13 protein-coding genes and 1 other annotated feature (1 of these 14 cut by a window edge) are annotated in these 16,681 nt (G+C 54.3%); all 13 genes read left to right on the top strand.

From position 1 onward, the window contains the following. Positions 1–52 precede the first annotated feature (52 nt). The 13 genes from H70357_RS26840 to H70357_RS26780 all read left to right on the top strand — a co-directional run bounded on the left by H70357_RS26840 (position 53) and on the right by H70357_RS26780 (position 16,188). The gene (locus H70357_RS26840; RefSeq protein ID WP_038595738.1) at positions 53–1,075 is read left to right on the top strand and encodes a LacI family DNA-binding transcriptional regulator; all 1,023 of its coding nucleotides are present in this window, start codon (positions 53–55) and stop codon (positions 1,073–1,075) included. 358 nt (positions 1,076–1,433) lie between these two features. Next, the gene (gene hemA, locus H70357_RS26835; protein ID WP_038595736.1) at positions 1,434–2,825 is read left to right on the top strand and encodes a glutamyl-tRNA reductase; all 1,392 of its coding nucleotides are present in this window, start codon (positions 1,434–1,436) and stop codon (positions 2,823–2,825) included. A 5-nt stretch (positions 2,826–2,830) separates the two neighbouring features. After that, positions 2,831–3,658 carry a cytochrome c biogenesis protein CcsA gene (gene ccsA / locus H70357_RS26830; protein ID WP_038595734.1) on the top strand — a complete coding sequence of 276 codons (828 nt, stop codon included), beginning with the start codon at positions 2,831–2,833 and terminating at the stop codon, positions 3,656–3,658. Beyond that, complete coding sequence (locus tag H70357_RS26825) at positions 3,658–4,311, top strand: precorrin-2 dehydrogenase/sirohydrochlorin ferrochelatase family protein (RefSeq protein ID WP_231578320.1); 654 nt, start codon at positions 3,658–3,660, stop codon at positions 4,309–4,311. Before ccsA ends, H70357_RS26825 begins: the two co-directional genes overlap by 1 nt. Before the next feature lie 317 nt (positions 4,312–4,628). Continuing rightward, complete coding sequence (gene hemC, locus H70357_RS26820) at positions 4,629–5,615, top strand: hydroxymethylbilane synthase (protein ID WP_038595731.1); 987 nt, start codon at positions 4,629–4,631, stop codon at positions 5,613–5,615. Positions 5,616–5,620: 5 nt separating this feature from the next. Next, positions 5,621–7,168, top strand: coding sequence for a uroporphyrinogen-III C-methyltransferase (cobA, locus tag H70357_RS26815; protein WP_038600555.1), 1,548 nt, complete (start codon positions 5,621–5,623; stop codon positions 7,166–7,168). Positions 7,169–7,775: 607 nt separating this feature from the next. Then, on the top strand, positions 7,776–8,774 hold the full coding sequence (gene hemB, locus H70357_RS26810; protein WP_038595729.1) for a porphobilinogen synthase: 999 nt from the start codon (positions 7,776–7,778) through the stop codon (positions 8,772–8,774). A gap of 32 nt (positions 8,775–8,806) precedes the next feature. Then, positions 8,807–10,108 carry a glutamate-1-semialdehyde 2,1-aminomutase gene (gene hemL / locus H70357_RS26805; protein WP_038595727.1) on the top strand — a complete coding sequence of 434 codons (1,302 nt, stop codon included), beginning with the start codon at positions 8,807–8,809 and terminating at the stop codon, positions 10,106–10,108. Further along, positions 10,108–11,052, top strand: coding sequence for an RluA family pseudouridine synthase (locus tag H70357_RS26800; protein ID WP_038595725.1), 945 nt, complete (start codon positions 10,108–10,110; stop codon positions 11,050–11,052). The genes hemL and H70357_RS26800 overlap by 1 nt, the downstream gene beginning before the upstream one ends. A 354-nt stretch (positions 11,053–11,406) precedes the next feature. Then, the gene (locus H70357_RS26795) at positions 11,407–11,853 is read left to right on the top strand and encodes a hypothetical protein (protein WP_038595722.1); all 447 of its coding nucleotides are present in this window, start codon (positions 11,407–11,409) and stop codon (positions 11,851–11,853) included. Between the two features lie 168 nt (positions 11,854–12,021). Beyond that, positions 12,022–12,873 carry a KPN_02809 family neutral zinc metallopeptidase gene (ypfJ, locus tag H70357_RS26790; protein ID WP_038595720.1) on the top strand — a complete coding sequence of 284 codons (852 nt, stop codon included), beginning with the start codon at positions 12,022–12,024 and terminating at the stop codon, positions 12,871–12,873. Positions 12,874–13,209: 336 nt separating this feature from the next. Further along, complete coding sequence (locus H70357_RS26785) at positions 13,210–14,631, top strand: glycosyltransferase family 4 protein (protein WP_052092266.1); 1,422 nt, start codon at positions 13,210–13,212, stop codon at positions 14,629–14,631. Between the two features lie 138 nt (positions 14,632–14,769). After that, a complete protein-coding gene (locus H70357_RS26780) occupies positions 14,770–16,188 on the top strand; it encodes a LysM peptidoglycan-binding domain-containing protein (RefSeq protein WP_038595718.1) in 1,419 nt (472 codons plus the stop codon). Between the two features lie 219 nt (positions 16,189–16,407). After that, positions 16,408–16,681, top strand: a binding site (T-box leader) (it continues 11 nt past the right edge of the window).

Below are 16,681 nucleotides of genomic sequence, written 5' to 3'. Positions count from 1 at the left end.
TAAGGGAGCTATAATTACTTATAGCTCCTTTACCCATAGATGGGGGAGTACAGTGGACGTAAATATTAAGGATATCGCGCGGATTTCCGGTGTCGGCATCTCAACAGTCTCGCGGGTAATCAACAACAAAGGGCTGGTGAGCAAGGCGACAAGAGAGAAGGTTCTAAGTGTGGTCAGGGAATATAATTATGTTCCCAATTCCAACGCGCGGAATTTGAAAACCACGGAATCCAAGAACATTGCACTTATGGTCAAGGGGATTACCAATCCTTTCTTTTCCAATATGATCAAAGAAATTGAACGGCAGGTTAATTTGCGGGGTTACCCGTTTCTCATTCAACAGGTGGAGGATGGAACGGATGAAATCAAAGCGGCCATTCAACTGGTGAAGGAAAAGAATCTCTGCGGGATTATCTTTATGGGCGGAACGTATAATCATTCCGAAGAAAAGTTCAAACAGCTGACGATTCCTTTTGTGCTGACGACGATTACCTCAACCCAGAAGGTGGACCCCTCCGTATTTTCCAGTGTGATCATTGATGAATTGAAGGAAGCCTATAAGGCGACCAATTACTTAATCTCACTCGGGCATACGAATATCGGGTTTCTGGCTAAGTCCCCTTTATTGGACGAAACCACAGGCAACCGCCGGCACTTGGGCTACAAAAAAGCACTGGAAGAGCATAATCTGCCTTACGATGCTCAAATGGTCGAGGATTGTGAATACAGTCCCAGCTCCGGATTTAATGCCGCGCGTAGACTGTTCAACAAGAATAAGGGAGTTACGGCTATTTTTGCAGCCTCCGACACCATTGCGATTGGTGCGGCCAAAGCTGTGCTTACCGCCGGGTTGTCTATTCCGGGCGACATCTCGATCCTTGGCTTTGATGGTATTGAGATGGCTGAGTATTTTCACCCCTCTCTGGATACAATCAGCCAACCGGGCACGGAAATGGCATTATCAAGCGTGGGCGTTCTCTTTGACCTCATCTCGGGGCAGTCAAACAACCAGCATATTGTCTACGATGCGGTATTGCTCAAACGTGGCTCTTGCCGGATGATCAAGGATTATTAGGGTGAGTTCGCGGCGGAGAAGCTGTCACAGTCATTCCGCAAGTCTGATGCGGAATATGGAATACCTCAGAGATTGTTGTTAAAGGAGCAGGTAAAGCGCTGCTCCTTTTTGTTATAAAAAAACATTATAATTATTCTGAAAAAAACCCATCATAAACGATAGCACTTCTCCGGGGTTTTATTTATAATAATTATTATCTGGATGTCATAAATAGTTCAAAGGTTTTGTAAAAAGCCCTATTTCCTTGTGATATACTTAACACAGCGATTTCGGATGTTGTGTATGACATACCTTTAAATATGGATAAACAGTGATAGTGCCTACACCACTGATTAGAGACTAGGATGGTGAACAAGCGATGCATATTGTCGTCGTTGGCCTGAATTACCGTACGGCTCCCGTAGAGGTGAGAGAGCAGTTCGCTTTTGCGGAGAAGGATCTGCCTGCGGCGCTCCATGAACTGATGCAGACCAAGAGCGTTCTGGAGGGGGTTGTCGTCGCCACCTGTAACCGGACGGAAATTTATGTGGTCGTGGACCGCCTTCATATGTGCGGATACTTCATCCGCAGCTTTATGGAGCAGTGGTTCAATGTAAAGAGTGAACAATTTGCACAGCATATGTATATATATGAAGATGAGCAGGCTATTGCCCATTTGTTCCGTGTGACCTGCGGTTTAGATTCCATGGTGATTGGTGAGACGCAGATCCTGGGACAGGTGCGCAATTCTTTTTTGACTGCCCAAGCAGAAGGCGTGACCGGTACATGGTTCAACCAGCTGTTCAAGCAGGCTGTGACGCTTGGCAAACGGGCGCATAGTGAAACTTCGATCGGCGAAAGCGCGGTTTCGGTCAGCTATGCGGCGGTGGAGCTGGGCAAGCGTATTTTCGGCATGTTCACCGGCAAAAGAGTGCTGATTCTCGGCGCCGGCAAAATGAGCGAGCTTACGGTGAAGCATCTGTACAGCAGCGGTGCGGCAGAGGTTATTGTTGCCAACCGCACGTTGTCGCGGGCGATAGAGCTGGCTGAGAAGTTCTCGGGCAAGCCGAGCACGATTGACGAGGCTTTGAAGCATCTCGATGAAGTCGATATTGTCATCAGCTCTACTGGCGCTGACGGTTTTGTGCTGACTGCGGATCAGGTGGCTGCCGGCATGAAGCGCCGTCCTTCACGGCCGCTGTTCATGATTGATATTGCCGTTCCGCGTGATATTGATCCGGCGGCGGCAAGTGTGCCGGATGTGTTCCTGTATGACATTGATGATCTGGAAGGCATCGTCGAGAGCAATCTGGAGATGCGCCGCAGTGAAGCGGCCAAGATCGAGGTCATGATCGCAGAAGAGATGGAGGAATTCCAGGTATGGCTGAAGACGCTTGGCGTCAGACCGGTCATCCGCGCGCTTCAGGACAAATCGAACGGGATTTATGAAGAAACTATGGATAGTCTGTTCAACAAGCTGCCCGAGCTGGACGAGCACCAGCGCAAGGTGATCCGCCGCCTGACGAAAAGTATTGTGAACCAGATGATGCATGATCCGATCAATGTGATTAAGGAACTGTCCGGCGGCAAGCAGGGTAGTGAGGCACTTGATTATTTCACGCAAATCTTTGCCCTTCAGGAGCAGCTGGGAACCGATCCGGACGGCGGCAGCCCTGCACCGGTTGAGCGGACTGACAATGAACGTTCTTCAAGCATCGACTTCAACGTGCCTAAGACGGTGTTTGCTCCGGCAGGCCTGCTGGGCGGGTGAAGAACATGCAACTGCTGAACGGAATATATGATACCGCTCTGCTGCTATATGCCCTGAGCCTGCTGTTTATTTTCTCGGATTGCCTTCGGCGTAATCCGGGCGGGAAGCGGCTAGGCACGGGGCTTCTTGTCGTTGTGGGACTGTTGCAGTCTGCCGGGCTTGCGATCCGGTTCTCCCAGGAGGCAGGACTGCCTATTTTCACCCCTTATGATTTCCTGTTCTGGTTCTCATTCAGTATCGTGCTGACTTCACTTGCGGTGGCGTACACGCGCGGAGGTGAATTCACCATCCTGCTGCTCAGCGGAGCGGGCTTCAGTGTGTTCCTGCTGAACCGGGTATGGCTGACGGCTGCGGATCATGGCCTGGAGAGCTGGAGTGCGGTGCACGGATGGCTGGCAATGCACATTATTTTAGCTAATTTGAGCTTTGGCGCACTGACACTGGGTGCGGTATTTGCGATAATGTATCTGTTCCTGCACAGTAAGCTGAAGAGCAAGAAATGGGATGACCGCGTCCGGCGTCTGCCTAGTCTGGAAACGATGGACAAATATTCGTATACATCAATCCTCGCCGGGGTTCCCCTGCTGAGCGTATCGCTTGTATTGGCGGGCATGTCCATTATCGCAGAGGGGCGGACCCCGCTGTTCCAGGATCCCAAGGTGCTGACTACACTTGTCGGGCTTGGGATTTACTTAACCTATATCTTGCTGAAGCGGTCCGGCCGAAGAAGCGGGACGGTTATGGCCCGCTGGGCGATTTCGGGATACGGCTTCATTATCCTGAATTTTCTGCTGAATTCATGGTCTGATTTCCACGGCTGGGGCGGGAAGTGATGAACATGGTGAATTATATTCCGGTCATGCTGGATTTGCAGGATCAACGGGTAGTGGTGATCGGCGGCGGGGCCGTTGCCGAGCGTAAAGTAGGTCCGCTGCTGGAAGCGGGAGCGGCGGTGACCGTTGTCAGCCCCTCGTTAACCGAGAGGCTTAGCGAATTTGCAGAGAAGGGCATGCTAATCTGGATTAGCCGCCCTTATGCTCCCGGGGATCTTGAGGGGGCCTTCCTGGTCTATGCCGCCAGCAGTGATGCGGCGGTTAATGAAGCAGCCGCACGCGAGGCCAAGGCTTTGGGCCTTCCGGTGAATGTGGCCAGCCATGCCGAGGCGGGGAACTTCATTACTCCCGGCGTGCTTCGCCGGGGGCGTCTGACGGTGGCCGTATCGACTTCGGGCGCTGGTCCTGGTGTGGCTGCGAAGATTACGGAGCAGGTTGCGGAGATGCTGGGCGAGGAATACGAGCCGTACCTGGATTTTTTGCATGCGCTGCGGGTAGAGATCAAGCGGCAGGAGCCTTCAGCCGCGGTCCGTGCCCGGCTTCTGCGCAAGCTGGCCCATCTGGACGTGTTGGATGAGATCAGACAGGGTACTTTTAAAGAGTGGAGCCCGGAGACGGTTCAGGTCTGGATTGCCGCTAACCGTGAGGCGTAGGTATGTTGAAGATCCGGGAACGTTGGGCTGACTGCTGAAGAAGGCACGAGGTGCTGGTAGAAGTGAAAAACCTGCCAGAATGTTGCGGGAGTATCCATTGGTGGCCGAATCCGGGGGAAACGCCGGGTAAATGACCGGAATGCGGCTGAACCAAGCCTTGCGGATGCCGTTGTAAAAAGCGTCTCACGGGTAAGTTCCGCTGATCTTCGGGCAAATGCGAGAATTTGAAGGACCGGCAGGCATGCCGCTGATTGTATAAGAGTAGTATGATTGTGAGAGCAGCAAGGCACATGCAGGTTACCGGGAGGAATGTAAATATGCGCAAGATTATTGTAGGCAGCAGACAAAGCGCGCTCGCGCTGACACAGACGGGGCATGTCATTGCCGATCTGGAGCGTCTGAGTGAGGAGCACGGCTTCGGCTTCACCTTTGAAGTGCACCGGATTGTCACCAAAGGCGACCGGATTCTGGACGTCACCTTGTCCAAAGTAGGCGGCAAAGGGTTGTTCGTAAAGGAAATTGAGCAGGCCATGCTGGCCAAAGAGATCGATATGGCTGTACATAGTATGAAGGATATGCCCTCTGAACTCCCGGAAGGGCTGATTAACGGTGCTGTGCCGCGACGGGTCGATCCGCGCGACTGCCTGATCGCTACCGGAGCAGCTAGTCTGGATGAGCTGCCGCAGGGTGCGCGCGTCGGCACCAGCAGCCTGCGCCGTTCCAGCCAGCTTGCCGCACTGCGGCCTGATCTGGACATTCAGCCGGTTCGCGGCAATATTGACTCAAGGCTGAAGAAGCTGGAGAGCGGTGAATTCGACGCGATCCTGCTGGCGGCTGCGGGCCTCTCACGCATGGGCTGGGAGGACCGGGTAACGGCTTATCTGCCGCCGGAGGTCTGCCTGCCTGCTGTAGGGCAGGGAGCACTCGGCATCGAATGCCGGGAGGATGACGCCGAGCTGCGGAAGCTGCTAGCACTTTATAATGATGAGCATACGGCCCTTACAGTGGCGGCGGAACGGACGTTTCTTGGCGCACTGAACGGCGGCTGCCAGGTGCCGATTGGCGCTTTTGCGGTACTGGGAGCAGAAGACAGTGGGACTGAATCCAATGAATTAGCAGGTGCTGCTGCACCGGATTCTACCCGCCGGGTCATCACATTGACCGGCATGGTGGGAACGCCGGATGGCTCAGTGATCCTGAAGGAAACCTGTACCGGGGAAGATCCGGTTCAGCTTGGCGAAGAGGTCGCCAGGAAGCTTATTGCCCGGGGAGCGGAGAAGATTTTGGCGGATGTAAGGGGATGATGGAGATGAAGGGGAAAGTCTATCTTGTAGGTGCAGGTCCAGGGGACGCCAAGCTGATTACGGTGAAAGGCCTGGAGTGCATCCAGAAGGCGGATGTGCTGGTATACGACCGGCTGGCCAGCCCGAGGTTGCTGAAACATATGAAGTCCGGCGGAGAAAAAATATACGTAGGCAAGCTGCCTGACCGCCATACGATGAAGCAGGAGGAAATCAATCAGCTGCTCGTCGATTTGGCGCTTGAGGGAAAGACGGTCGTGCGGCTGAAGGGCGGGGACCCGACGATTTTTGGCCGTGTGGGTGAAGAAGCGGAGCTGCTGCGCAGACATGGCATTTATTATGAGATCGTGCCGGGCATTACCTCGGCGATCAGCGTGCCGGCATATGCCGGCATTCCGGTGACTCACCGGGATTATGCTTCCTCGCTCTCGATTATTACCGGACATGAAAGTCCGGATAAGCTGGATCATTCCATTCATTGGGATAAGGTGACGAATGCTACTGGAACACTGGTGTTTCTGATGGGCGTTGCCAAAATCGGTTATATCAGCGCCCAGCTGATCAAACACGGGCGGTCGCCGGAAACGCCGGTCGCGCTTGTCCGCTGGGGCACGCGTGCGGATCAGGAGACACTGATCGGGACACTCGCCGACATTGAGGCGAAGGTAAAGGCGGCGGATTTCCAGCCGCCTGCCGTCATCGTCGTCGGCGACGTGGTGCTGCAGCGCCAGCAGCTGATGTGGGTAGAAGCGCTGCCGCTGTTCGGCAAGCGCATTGTGGTTACACGGGCCCGCAGCCAGGCAAGCGAGCTGGTGGACCGGATCGAGGAACTGGGCGGCGAGCCGTACGAGTTCCCGGTCATTGAGACGGTCATGCCGGAAGGCGCAGAGAAGAAGGCCAAGATTGCAGAAGCGCTCGGCGCGTTATCCGCATACGACTGGGTCTTCTTCACGAGCGCGAACGGCGTGGAGTTTTTTTGGCGTCACCTGGCGGAGCTCAAGGTGGACATCCGGGGCCTGCACCGCGCGCGCATCGGCGCGGTGGGACCGGCCACAGCCGCGGCGCTGGCCCAGCGCGGGCTGGTGGCCGAGGAGCTGCCTGGAGTCTTCCAGGCAGAGGGGCTGATCGAAGCCTTCGGCTCCAGGCTGCTGCCTGGGCAGAAGGTGCTGCTGCCACGCGGCGACCTCGCGCGCGAGTGGCTGCCGGACAAGCTGAGGGAGCTGGGGCTGGAAGTGACCGAAGTGGACACCTACGAGACGGTGGTCACCGGCGAGGATGACATCGAGCTGCTTAAGCTGCTGGAGGAGAAGCGGATTCACGCGGTTACCTTCACCAGCTCTTCGACAGTGCGCAACTTCATCAGCATCCTGAAGCGGATGGGGCTTGAAGATCCGCTTCCGCTGCTGGCGGGCGTGAAGATTGCCTGCATCGGCCCCGTGACCGAAAAGACCGCCGTAGAAGCCGGTCTGACTCCAGGGTTGCTCCCTGACGAGGCGACGATCGAGGGATTGGTACAGGAGTTGTGCCGCTGGAATGAAGGAACGCGGCTGCGATAATCATTTAATGGCTGACGGACGGATAGGGAAATCTAACTTAGCTGTACTTTGTACAGCTAAAATAGACTTAAATCCCTCATAAGGATGGTTAGTTGTATTCTGTACAGCTAAATTTGCCCATTTAAGCGGAAATTCGCTATTTCGGTGATTTTAGCTGTATGAAGTACAGTTAGGCGGCAAATCAGCGGGCATATTGTGAAATTAGTTGCAGAGAATGCAGTTAGCGCAATCTGCCTGTGTTTGTCTGGGTTTGCTGTGTTTGCTGGGTTAGCTTAGTTAGCTTAGTTAGCTTAGTTAGCTGAGTTAGCTGGGTTAGCTTGGTTGCTTGGTTTACTTGGTTTACTTGGTTTACTTGGTTTACTTGGTTAGCTGGGTTAGCTGGATTAGCTGGTTTTGCTGGGTTAGCTTAGTTTGCTTAGTTTGCTTAGTTTACCCTTTGTTTGCCTGTATTTATCTGAGTTACTCTGAGTTCACCTCAGTCCGACCGGGTTCGCCTGTGACTACATGAGTGCCCTTCTTCGGGTCTCATTCAGTTCACAGCAGGGCTATTGTTCAATAGATCACTTAACTTATGTGTTTATATATCTACTATACAGGAGGATGTCCAATGAGTTTTCCAATTACACGGCACCGCCGTCTGCGCGGGACAGCCGGAATTCGCGGAATGGTGCGTGAGACGTTATTAAATACGCTGGATTTCATCCAGCCGATTTTTGTTACCTATGGAACAGGTGTGAAGAATGAGATCGGCTCCATGCCGGGTGTGTATCATTTCTCGCTCGACATGCTGAAGGCCGAAGTGGATGAGATTGCTGCCCTGGGCATTCCTGCTGTGCTGCTGTTTGGCATTCCTGAGACCAAGGATGCGATCGGTTCTTCTGGTTTTGCCGATGACGGCATCGTGCAGGAAGCTACGCGGCTGATCAAGCAGTGGTATCCTGAGCTGCTGGTCGTTGCCGATACCTGCCTTTGTGAATTCACCGATCACGGCCACTGCGGTATGGTTCATACCCATACAGTAGATGGTGTCGTACACGGCGATGTCATCAACGATGCTTCGCTTGAGCTACTGACCCGTACAGCGGTATCGCAGGCCAAGGCCGGGGCGGACATTATCGCACCTTCCAACATGATGGATGGTTTCGTGCAGGCGATCCGCACCGGACTGGATGAGAATGGCTTCGAGCATGTGCCGATTATGTCCTATTCGGTAAAATATGCTTCGGCCTTCTACGGCCCGTTCCGTGAAGCCGCTGACTCTGCTCCGCAGTTCGGCAACCGCAAAACCTACCAGATGGACCCGGCCAATCTGCGGGAAGCGATCCGCGAAGCGGATTCGGATGTGCTGGAAGGTGCGGATATGCTGATGGTGAAACCGGCGCTGGCTTACCTGGATGTCATCCGGACCATCCGCGACCAGTTCGATCTGCCGCTGGTTGCCTACAATGTGAGCGGAGAATACTCCATGGTCAAAGCGGCGGCGCTGCAGGGCTGGATCGACGAGCAGGCGGTAGTACTGGAAATGTTGACCGGCATGAAGCGTGCAGGAGCGGATATTATCATTACCTATTTTGCCAAGGATGCGGCACGCTGGCTGCAGGGTTAAACTAATCAAGAATTGAACAGGAGTGAGGGACCATGGGTAATGTGCCATTGGCGCGCCGGGAAGAAGCTTCCCGTGCAGCTTTTGAAGAAGCGAAGCAGTATATTCCCGGCGGGGTGAACAGCCCGGTGCGGGCGTTCAAATCCGTAGGATTGACACCGGTTTATGTGGATCATGGCGCGGGTTCGCGCATTTACGATATCGACGGCAACAGCTTTATTGACTACGTCTGCTCGTGGGGACCGCTCATTATGGGGCATGCTCACCCAGAGGTCGTAAAGGCATTGCAGGAGACGGCGGTAAAAGGGACAAGCTTTGGCGCGCCTACGCTGCTGGAGACGGAAATGGCCAAAACAGTGGTGGAACGTGTCCCTTCGGTGGATATCGTGCGGATGGTCAACTCCGGTACGGAAGCTACTATGAGTGCGATCCGATTGGCCCGGGGAACTACCGGACGCAGCAAAATCCTCAAGTTTGAGGGCTCGTACCACGGTCATGCGGACAGCCTGCTGATCAAAGCCGGCTCCGGCGTAGCCACACTTGGTTTGCCGGATAGCCCTGGCGTGCCTGAAGGCGTAGCGGTCAACACGATCACTGTGCCGTACAATGATCTGGAAGGGGTCAAAATCGCTTTTGAACGCTATGGCAGTGAGATTGCCGCGATTATTGTTGAACCGATTGCCGGGAATATGGGCGTTGTGCCGCCGCTTCCGGGCTTCCTCGAAGGCTTGCGCAAGGTGACGACGGGTTACGGAGCACTGCTGATTTTTGATGAGGTCATGACAGGCTTCCGCGTGAACCGCAGCTGCGCTCAGGGACTGTTCGGCATTGAACCGGATCTGACCTGCTTCGGCAAAGTAATCGGCGGCGGTCTCCCCGTAGGCGCTTATGGCGGCAAAAGAGAGATTATGGAACAGATCGCTCCATCCGGCCCGATCTACCAGGCGGGTACGCTCAGCGGCAATCCGCTGGCGATGGCTTCCGGTCTCAGCACGCTGAAGCTGCTGACGCCAGAGGTGTACGACCGACTGGAGACACTCGGCGCACGTCTGGAAGCAGGTCTTAAGCGGAACAGCGCCGAGACCGGCATTCCGCTGACAATTAACCGTGTGGGCTCCATGGTCTGCCCGTTTTTTACCGAAGGTCCGGTAATCAACTTCGAAACGGCCAAAACCAGTAACCTGGATATGTTCCGCAGCTACTTCGCCAAGATGCTGGATCAGGGCATCAGTGTTCCGCCATCGCAGTTCGAAGGAATGTTCGTATCCGCTGTACACAGCGAGCAGGATATCGATGATACTATCGAAGCTCACTTGAACGCCCTGAAGTCACTGTGATGTCCGGAGCAGATAATGTATCGGTCCAGGGCGGCGGCGCCTGGACCCGGCGCGGCGAATGGTTGGAAGCCATGCCCGGCCGGGTCGTTACCGGAGCAGCTGATCCGCAGGCTGCAGTAGACCGCTGGCTGCTGGAGACGGCCGGGATGCCGGTGAAACTCCATGCCCGGCTGCGCCGCGAAGGCGGCATCCAGTGGAAGGGCGACCGGCTGCGGCTGGCGCTTTTTCCTTATCGGGAAGCGGGCATTGAGCCGGTGTGGCAGGAGCTTGAAGTGCTGTATGAGGACGACTTTTGCCTTGTTGTCCATAAGCCTGCGGGTATGGCGGTTCACCCGGACGGCAGCGGGTCAGATACAACGCTGGATCATGTTGTTGCAGCGCATTATGCCGCTTCCGGCGGTGGTGTCGCCGTGCGGCATATACACCGGTTGGACAAGGATACCACGGGTCCTGTGCTCTATGCGAAGAATGAATATGCGCAGCTTGTACTCGATGAAGACATGCGCGAGAAGGTGATATCGCGGCGGTACGCCGCGATTGTGGAGGGCGTCGTCCCGCCTGCGCTCAAGGTGATCGACGCCCCGATTGGCCGCGACCGTCATCATGCGGCGCGCAGGCGTGTGTCGCCCGGCGGACAATCCGCGGTAACGTTAATCCTTGGACGCGAGGTGCTGCAAGGCGGCACTTCGCTTAAGGTGCAGCTGGAAACCGGACGCACGCATCAGATCCGCGTACACCTCAGCCATATGGGTCATCCGCTGTACGGGGATGAGCTGTATGGCGGGCCGCGCTGGGGTTTGACAGGCAGCAGCCGTCAGGCTCTGCACGGTGAGGTGTTGGCTTTCAGCCATCCCTGGAGCAAGGAAAGGCTGGAAATAGCCGATCCATGGCCGGAGGATATGCTGCGGCTGCGGGAGGAACTGGGCGGCGGGACAATAGGCTGAGATCAGTCTGTTGGAGTTGCCTAGCGACTAAATGATCTAAAGACAATCAAATTTTATAATGCAACTATAAAGAGACCCGAGGCTGAAGGAGCTGCACCCTGTTTGTGAGACAAGGTGCAGTCCCGCCCCCTGCCTTGGCGTCTTTTTTGTTGTATGGAAAATTAACAATCACAATCACAAATGTGAATAAGTCGCAAACTTGATGATGCGAATCCGCGAATGAGAGGTACAAGTACCTCCGATCCGCGGAAAGCCCGGTGTCGCCCCCTTCAAGCTCCATCCGTCCTAAATATTTAACGGATGATACATTTCTGCGTCTCGGTTCGTCTTTCTAATAAAGGAGATGGACGTCAGATGAAATGGAACAGAATCTCTGTAACGATAGCCGTCTTCGATGCGGTTTTAATAATTGCCGGGAGTATTACTGCAGCTACTGTCGGTTCGGATGTTGTGAAACTGATTCAGCAATTTGGCAGTTTTACTGTGACCGTAGACAATCAATCCGATTACGATCTGTTTTCTGTCGAGACAGGGGTCCTTACGAGCGATTCCGCTGGCCAAGTTATTGAGAGCAGTTCCAAGGAAAGCTTCGAGCAAGGGATATCCAGTGGAAGAAAGGTGAAAATCAGCCCTGAGCTAAGCCTTTCCGGCGAAGGCGGAATTTATCTTAAGTATACCGATCCAAGAGATGAGGACTCGCCGAAAACGGTCGGGATATGTTCGTATACCGAAAGCTTATCCGGCCATTCCAAGGTCATCATTACAAATGATGATGTAAGTGTTGAAGAAAATTGCAGCTAAATTAGTGTTGCCGCCGTGTTTCTACTTTCTTGTCCCTCCCCCTTATTTCCCGCCCGCCCAGCAAGTGGAAGTGCCAATCTGCCGTTTTTGGGTATAACACTAATAAGATAGATACCCTTACGAAATGCAGCTTGGCACATTAACGATCCTACGACTGGGGGCATAGCCATGAAATGGCAGGGAAGAAGAGGCAGTTCGAATGTGGAGGACCGCAGAGGCAGAGGCGGGGGCGGCGGGAAGGTCATTGGCGGCGGGATCGGCGGAATTATTCTTGTAGTGATTGTAACACTGCTCAGCGGGGGCAATGCCGGGGATATATTAGGGAACCTGACATCCAGCGGTACCAATTCTTCAGCTCCTTATGAGCAGACAGCTGAGGAGCAGGAGCTTTCCGAATTTGTATCCGTGGTTCTTGCCGACACCGAGGAGGTGTGGGGTGAGATTTTTAAGCAGCAGGGAATGACCTATGAGGATCCGACGCTTGTAATGTACAGCGGCAGTGTGGATTCTGCCTGCGGAACGGCCACTTCGGCAGTTGGACCGTTTTATTGTCCCGGGGACGCCAAGCTGTATATTGATCTGAGCTTCTATGATGAGCTGCAGCAGCGCTTCCAGGCGCCGGGCGACTTCGCGATGGCTTATGTCATTGCCCACGAGGTGGGCCATCATGTACAGACCCTGCTGGGCACGTCGAAGCAGCTGAATTCGCTTCGCCAGAGCCTGAGCGAGAAGGAATTCAATAAATATCAGGTCCGGTTCGAGCTGCAGGCCGATTATCTGGCCGGAGTCTGGGCCAATCACGCCCAGGGCATGAACCTGCTGGAAGAAGGCGATCTGGAGGAGGCTCTGACGGCGGCGAGTGCGGTCGGCGATGACACGATCCAGAAGCAGGCACAAGGATATGCGGTGCCGGACAGCTTCACCCACGGGTCTTCGGAGCAGCGGAAACGCTGGTTCTACAAAGGTTTTAACTCCGGTACCATTGAAGGCGGAGATACTTTTAACGCTGCCCAGCTATAGAATATGAGAGGGCAAAGTGTCAGCCGCTCAACCCGGAGAACCATCCATCCCCCTGTGCGGGAGCGAGCTAAGCCAAGTATAAATAAGCCTGCAGACAGAGCCGTTACGGCCTCGTCTACAGGCTTTTATTCTTTGGAGGAAAGCCGTTTCCTTCCGGGCTTTTTGGATTTCAGCAGCTGGTCGGCAGACCTACTTCTATTAACGGGCAGGTGCTTTTTTTCATAGAAAGAGACTGTTGCCCATGCCTTATAGCCAGCGCTGGTCATATAATACTTTGTTAACGCGGAGCAGGCTGCTCCTCATGAAATGAATTCTACAAGCCGGGGAGAGGGGTTCATGAAAATACTGCTGGTCACCTACTGGGGACTCACTAATATGGGCGGAATCTGGACGTATATGAAACAGCTCTCAGACAAGCTGAGCGAGCAGGGGCATTCTGTTACGCTGATGGGAAGCCATGTAGAGAGCAATACGTTATATTTGCTGAACAAGGAGAGCTATTTTGATAAAAATGCATACTATAACACGCTGCTGCCTTATCTCGATCCTCAGCGGTTTCCGCATCTGTACCTGGAGCATGGCATCTTCAGTTTTGAAATTGGCCGTTATGTGTTTGAGGCGGGAGCGTCTGTGCTCGGCCTGGAGGACTATGATCTCATCCACACCCAGGATCCCATCTCCACTTACGCGCTGCGGCGGGTGATGAAAAATCGGGTGCCGCTGGTGTCCAGCATTCACGGGGCATTGGCCCGGGAGTCGTATTACGAGTATAAGGGGATTGAACCGGAGCTTACGAAGGAGAAATATGAGAGCCGGCCGATTTGGAGCTATTTCCGCCGGATTGAGCAGCTTGGCGCACATGCCGCCGATCTGATCCTGGTCTCTTCAAAATGGATCGGTCAACTGGTGAATGAGCTCGGCGTCACTCCGGAGCGGATTCATACGCTGCCTTACGGGATCAACCTGGAGCAGTACAATGACAAGGCGGCATTGCCTTCCCCGGTACAGCTTGGCGGGGGACATAAAGTTATTATGTACGCCGGCCGTTTCGAGTACATCAAGGGCGTGCATGTGTTGATCGGCGCACTGGGTCTGGTGCATCGCAGCCGTCAGGACTGGGTCTGCGTCTTAGCCGGGAGCGGTAGTCTCCTGGAAGAGCTGAGATCACAGGCGGCAGCGCTGGGGATTCAGGGACATCTGTTGTTTGTGGGTAATTTGGACAATATCCCGGCCACGTTGCAGCAGGCCGATATCTATGTGCAGCCCAGCCTGCAGGATACGCAGCCCTACTCGGTCACAGAAGCCCAGCTTGCCGGTATTGCACCGATTGTGGCTGGGACGACGGGGATGCCGGAAATGGTTAAGCACGGGGAAACAGGCTGGATCTTTCCTGCGGAAGATTCAGGGGGGCTGGCGGAGCTGCTGCTTCTGCTGCTAGGTGATGATGAACTGCGCGGGCGGACAGGAAACCAGGCGAGAAAATGGGCGGTCCGTTGCCGCTCGCTGGATGTCATGGCGGAAGGAACGCTTAAGGTGTACCGCAAAGCGGTGGGAAAGCAAGCCTTGTGTAGAGGGGGGACCGGAGGCGAAATGCTGGCGGTGGAAAAGGAAGCCGGAGCGATTCAGGGAGCTTTTCATCCGGCTGATTTGCTGGGCAGCGTTACCCCCGGCAATCCACTGGTACCGGTTCTGCGGAGCAGGCTGCCGCTGGATTATTCCGTTCCCGATGCCCGTATTTTTGGTTTTGACAAGCAATAAGAGACGGCCGCTCTGATGAAGTGTCCAAAGTTGTCATGCCTTTCTGATTGAAGCATATACATGAGAGGAGTAACATTTTGGGCTTATGCTCTGGGCTTGTCTCGGGGTTAGATTATGCCAAGAAGGAGGACATTTCCCGTGTTTGACCAGTCCCACGGTTTGCGGTTTGATATTTATGAACGCATCCACCTTTCGGAAGAACTTCCGGGAATCGCTGAACTGGAAGAGGTGGAGCTGATTCCGGAAATCCAGGTGATTCAGCGGGAGGACCGGGCCGAGCTGTACGGACAGCTTCTGCTCACCGGACTCTACCGGGGTGAGAATGACCGGACGGAACGTCTGGAGCATGCCATTCCTGTTGAAATCACAGTACCGCTGACCCGGGTCAGCTCACTTGAAGACATAGGGGTGGAGATCGAGAATTTCGATATCGACCTGCTTACGATGCGTACGGTCAATATAACTGGTGTACTCTCGCTGCGGGGAATCGGGGGAGCGGAGACGCAGCCCGCCTGGCAGCAGGAGGAGTACACGGCAGCTTATTCACCTGACGAGGAAAAACAGGCCACGGGGGTTAGGGTAGAGGCCAAGGAGCATGAGAACGATGCCTTGTATGAAAACTCAGTGTGGACTTATGGCGAAGGCACCGCAGAGAATTTCGCTGAGGAGCATGAGTTTGCCCACAGTGGCCCTGAAGCTGCTGTGAATCCGCTGTTTTTGGAAGGCACTGTGTTCACCCACCAGCCTGCTGCATCCCCACCGGCCCAACAGAAGGACAAGGAAGTGAAGGTGCGGACACACAGCTTTGATAGCCCGCAGGGGATATCAGCAGCCGGAACCGCGAACAACGAACCTGTTTCGGGTCACTTCTTCGGGGCACAAGGGAGAGCGGAGCAGGCCGTCCCGGCCGATGGAAATCAGGCTGGCTATACAAATCCCTTTAACAGTTCTGACATTGCCAAAGTATCAGGCACCGAAAGTTCAGGCAGCACAAAGGACATTTCGGATGCTGCCGCTGAGAATACAGCCGCGGAGGTGCATGCGTCCCATCAGGAAGAAGAGGATTTCTCTGCTGAAAATGGGGACTATGCGGCACTTTTTGCTCAGGATAGCTCCGTATCTCACGCTGATCAGGAGAACGCGGGCGAAGGCGTGATCTCTAAGGAAGCAGCACCTCCGCAGGAGGAGAAGCCGGATCTCAAGGTTGCCCTGGGAAGCAAGAGAGAAGAAGATATTCCCGCGAAGGAGCATCTTACCTTCTCTTCCCTGCTCAGCTCCAGCCGCTCCCGCAAGGAACAGGAGGAGCTTATCGCCGAGGATACAGCTGCGGCGGCGCCTGTTCCGGACTCCGGCCGTGACGGGGAATGGAAAAGCCGCTTTATCGGTGGCTTAAACGGCAAGGATCTGTTCCGTAAAGTGCGTCTCTGCATTGTCCAGCGTGAAGAAACAATCGATACTATAGCGGAGAAATATCAGCTCAGTGCAAGAGAGCTTGTCATGTACAACCGTCTTTCCGGTCAGAATGTGGAGGAAGGCCAAGTTTTGTATATCCCTTAAGAGATGCCGGCAGGCGCATCGGTGTCAGAATCCCGATCGGATGAGATCGGGATTTTTGTATTTCTGTCCTCTGAGCTGAGATTAAGGATGAACACCAGGGGTTCGAATCAGGCGAAGGAGGCTAATTTTAGAAATGGGCGGTATAAGTCCCGCAGTTTGTGTGTATGCTGGTTGACTAGGAATAGTACTAAATGTATTATTGGATTAAGTAAATTCTTAATAAAGACTGGGAACGGGAAGAGTAGGCGGTCAGCCCTTCAGAGAGCGGAACTATAAATTGCTGTGAGTTTCCGCAGGATGCAGCCACCGAAGTCGCCCCGGAGTTGCCCCTCTGAGCTTGTCTTCAGATTCATGAAGCACAGGTTAGGAAGTGGCCGGTTGCAGCCGTTATCTGCGTGAGTGTCGCGCTAAGTTTCCGGAACCTATGGGACCGGAACGGTGGTTTATTTTTTATTGGCGCGAAACAAAGGTGGTACCGCGAAAGAATGGCCTT

This window comes from Paenibacillus sp. FSL H7-0357 (assembly GCF_000758525.1).
Classification (GTDB): Bacteria; Bacillota; Bacilli; order Paenibacillales; family Paenibacillaceae; genus Paenibacillus_AQ.
This window is presented reverse-complemented; position numbering and strand designations above follow the sequence as displayed.

Excerpts from the sequence above, each read along its gene's own strand:
- cobA (WP_038600555.1), top strand. The coding sequence starts at position 5,621 with ATGAAGGGGAAAGTCTATCTTGTAGGTGCAGGTCCAGGGGACGCCAAG.
- H70357_RS26825 (WP_231578320.1), top strand. The coding sequence starts at position 3,658 with ATGAACATGGTGAATTATATTCCGGTCATGCTGGATTTGCAGGATCAA.
- hemA (WP_038595736.1), top strand. The coding sequence starts at position 1,434 with ATGCATATTGTCGTCGTTGGCCTGAATTACCGTACGGCTCCCGTAGAG.
- hemC (WP_038595731.1), top strand. The coding sequence starts at position 4,629 with ATGCGCAAGATTATTGTAGGCAGCAGACAAAGCGCGCTCGCGCTGACA.
- hemB (WP_038595729.1), top strand. The coding sequence starts at position 7,776 with ATGAGTTTTCCAATTACACGGCACCGCCGTCTGCGCGGGACAGCCGGA.
- ypfJ (WP_038595720.1), top strand. The coding sequence starts at position 12,022 with ATGAAATGGCAGGGAAGAAGAGGCAGTTCGAATGTGGAGGACCGCAGA.
- ccsA (WP_038595734.1), top strand. The coding sequence starts at position 2,831 with ATGCAACTGCTGAACGGAATATATGATACCGCTCTGCTGCTATATGCC.
- H70357_RS26785 (WP_052092266.1), top strand. The coding sequence starts at position 13,210 with ATGAAAATACTGCTGGTCACCTACTGGGGACTCACTAATATGGGCGGA.
- H70357_RS26800 (WP_038595725.1), top strand. The coding sequence starts at position 10,108 with ATGTCCGGAGCAGATAATGTATCGGTCCAGGGCGGCGGCGCCTGGACC.
- hemL (WP_038595727.1), top strand. The coding sequence starts at position 8,807 with ATGGGTAATGTGCCATTGGCGCGCCGGGAAGAAGCTTCCCGTGCAGCT.
- H70357_RS26795 (WP_038595722.1), top strand. The coding sequence starts at position 11,407 with ATGAAATGGAACAGAATCTCTGTAACGATAGCCGTCTTCGATGCGGTT.